The organism is Microcoleus sp. CAWBG58 (assembly GCF_020883045.1).
Lineage (GTDB): Bacteria > Cyanobacteriota > Cyanobacteriia > Cyanobacteriales > Microcoleaceae > Microcoleus.
Genome location: NZ_JAHRFA010000025.1, coordinates 1 through 2,808 on the forward strand (window position 1 = coordinate 1; position 2,808 = coordinate 2,808).

The window sequence follows — 2,808 nt, forward strand, 5'->3', positions numbered from 1 at the left end:
TTCATGTCATTGCTCGAATGGATAAGGTTCTGCCAATTAAACCGGGCGTAGAGTCTAACTCATTGACCGGGTAATTCCATATATCTGTTTTCTTGTCAACTCTTAATACTGAACCGACGCCCTAGCAAATCATTGTTAGATAAAGCATTCCCAGCAGTCCCTTACTCCGAAAATAAACACGTCAATGTCAAAGGGACTAAATCCCCTTACGACGGCGACATCACCTACTGGAGTGAGCGTAATAGCAAACTCTACGACGGTCAAACCTCTAAAGCCCTAAAACGGCAAAACCATTCATGTGCATCCTGCGGACTAAAGTTCGTGGGAGAAGAGAGAGTACATCTGCATCACGTAGATGCAAACCACGATAACTGGCGACGAGACAATCTTGTAGCAATACATGAATCCTGTCACGATTATCTGCACATGAGCAAAAACGAAAGCTAAGAACATCGGGAGCGTGGTGCAGGGAAACTTGCACGCCACGATCTAACAGAGAGGGGCGCTGGATAATACCAGCCCTCGACTCTACCTAGACAGGCTATGCCTGCAATTACTGTTTGAGCTTAGAATCCCCTCGCCTTGATAGCTGGGGAGTATGTCAAAACAAACAGATTATAGATTCGCCATAATTAGTTTGGTATAGAACTGAATTCGATCGCCATTGATGAGTGGGTGACGGCAAAACAGCTCCCATGACAAGGCGGCACCCGATCGCCCTGCAAGCGATCGCAAATTACGCTAAGATTGCTCTGCATCAAAATCTCGATCGAGTCAAAGGTCGATCGCACTTTCCTTCATCCAAATCGCCACGAGCAGGTGAAATGCTCTCACACTCACCCACAAGGAGGAGGCGCGACCGATCGCACACTCAGCTAAAATAAATTAGATATTAAAACCGCAATCTTTCTTTACAATATCAAAAACCCCAGGCTCAAACCGACGGGAGGAACTACCGTGACGAATCAAGTTTTTTCAGAAGCAGAAGAACAGGAACCTCTTTCCCCCGTGCAAAGCGGGCGAGACAGGAACTCCGCAGTGGATGCGCCTGAAAGTGGCATCTCAGATAAGTCTCGCTGGCACTTCTCCTCTGAAGAAGATGAACGAGAAATAGCCTTAGAAGTTCCAGACGAACAATCAGAAGTTTGGGAACCAGAACAGCCAGAAGTTCCTCCCAGTAAAGGACTCAGGTGGCCGACGCTGTTGGCGGGCGCAGGTATTGGCGTAGCTGCAACGCTGCTAGCAGTACACTTGACTGCGGGCCAGAAGAGCGCGCGTCCCCCAGTTGCAGCCCCAGCGGCGGCTCAGCAGGGAACGCCTCAGACGGTGACAGTGGCTGCTGTGGAATCGGCCGAGGTGGCTCAAACTCTGGAAGCGACGGGGACTGTGGCGCCCTACGATTTGCTGCCGGTGCTGCCGCAAGCCAACGGTTTGCAAATCAAGCAGGTTTTGGTAAAAGAAGGGGATGCGGTAGAAAAAGGTCAGGTAATGGCGGTTTTGGATGATTCGGTGCTGCGATCGCAAATTGCCGAAGCTACTGCTAAGGTACAATCGGCCGATTCTACGGTAGAACAAGCGCAAGCTCAGGTGCAACAAGCCCAGTCAGCCCAACAAGAAGCCCAAGCCGGTGTTGCTCAAGCCCAAGCCGGTGTTGAAAAAGCCATCGCTGACGCAGCGCAAGCCAAAACAGGCGTCGGCCAAGCTCAAGCGGGTGTGCAGCAAGCTAAGGCGGGTGTCGAGCAAGAATTGGCGGGGATTGCTTCTGCTGAGGCTAAATTAGCTCAGGCTCAAAGAGAAGTAAATCGCACCCAAAATTTGGCTTCTCAGGGAGTAATCAGCCAGCAAGATTTGGAAAAGCGCAAGACAGAGCGAGATACCGCCGTTCAAGATGTCAACAAAGCTAAAGCCGATTTGAATAAAGCTTTGGAAGAACAAAACAAAGCGGCGGAAGAAGTGCGATCGGCTCAAGCTAAAGTAGCTACGGCAGAAGCTAATATCAGTACGGCGAGAGCGGCCCTCAGCAGCGCCCGCGCTAAGGTGAATACGGCCGGCTCTGCTATCAGCAGCGCGCGCGCCAATGTGGGAAATAACGCAGCAGGTGTTCGCAGCAATGAAGCGCAAGTCAAACAGTTACAAACTCAACTCGAACAAACTCTTGTCCGAGCGCCGGATAGCGGTATTGTATCCGAACAAATTGCTCGAGTTGGTAATGTGTCTTCGGGAAGTCAAAAACTATTTTCGATTATTCGAGGCAACAAGCTGGAAGTGCAATTAAAAGTGCCAGAAACTCAGGTTTCTCAAGTTAAGCCGGGAATGGCGGTACAGATTACTTCTGATTCTGACAAGCGGATTAAGTTGTCGGGAACTGTGCGAGAAATTTCGCCGTTAGTTGACCCGCAAAATCGGCAGGCTACGGTGAAAATTGATTTGCCTACAAGTGAGTTTTTGCGATCGGGAATGTTTTTGCGCGCCTCAATTTCGACGGCAACTGCACAAGGTTTGAAAGTTCCTGCTAAGGCTATTTTACCACAGTCTGACGGCAGTTCTATTGTTTACAAACTTGTGGGCGAGGATAAGGTGCAGGCTCAACCTGTGGAAGTTGGAGAGATTACTGGGGGAGCGGTTGGCGATTTGACGAGTGCTAAGGTTCAGATTAAAAAGGGGTTGAAGGCGGGCGATAAAGTGGTTGTTGCTGGAGCGGGTTATCTTAAGGATGGCGATCGAATTAAGGTTAGCAGTCAGTAATTCAGTTGACAGTTGACAGTTGACAGTTGACAGTTGACAGTCATTATTTATTGTAGTCATTAT

At 49.4% G+C, this 2,808-nt stretch carries 3 protein-coding genes; all 3 read left to right on the forward strand.

Annotation, left to right across the window (positions count from 1 at the left end):
- Positions 1-132: 132 nt before the first annotated feature.
- The 3 genes from QZ918_RS13310 to QZ918_RS13320 all read left to right on the forward strand — a co-directional run bounded on the left by QZ918_RS13310 (position 133) and on the right by QZ918_RS13320 (position 2,745).
- On the forward strand, positions 133-447 hold the full coding sequence (locus QZ918_RS13310) for an HNH endonuclease (protein WP_367275338.1): 315 nt from the start codon (positions 133-135) through the stop codon (positions 445-447).
- A 248-nt stretch (positions 448-695) separates the two neighbouring features.
- Complete coding sequence (locus QZ918_RS13315) at positions 696-884, forward strand: hypothetical protein (protein WP_293335759.1); 189 nt, start codon at positions 696-698, stop codon at positions 882-884.
- 73 nt (positions 885-957) lie between these two features.
- Complete coding sequence (locus QZ918_RS13320) at positions 958-2,745, forward strand: efflux RND transporter periplasmic adaptor subunit (protein WP_293335762.1); 1,788 nt, start codon at positions 958-960, stop codon at positions 2,743-2,745.
- Positions 2,746-2,808: the final 63 nt, after the last annotated feature.

Coding starts and splice junctions, on each gene's coding strand:
- QZ918_RS13315 (WP_293335759.1), top strand. CDS start 696: ATGACAAGGCGGCACCCGATCGCCCTGCAAGCGATCGCAAATTACGCT.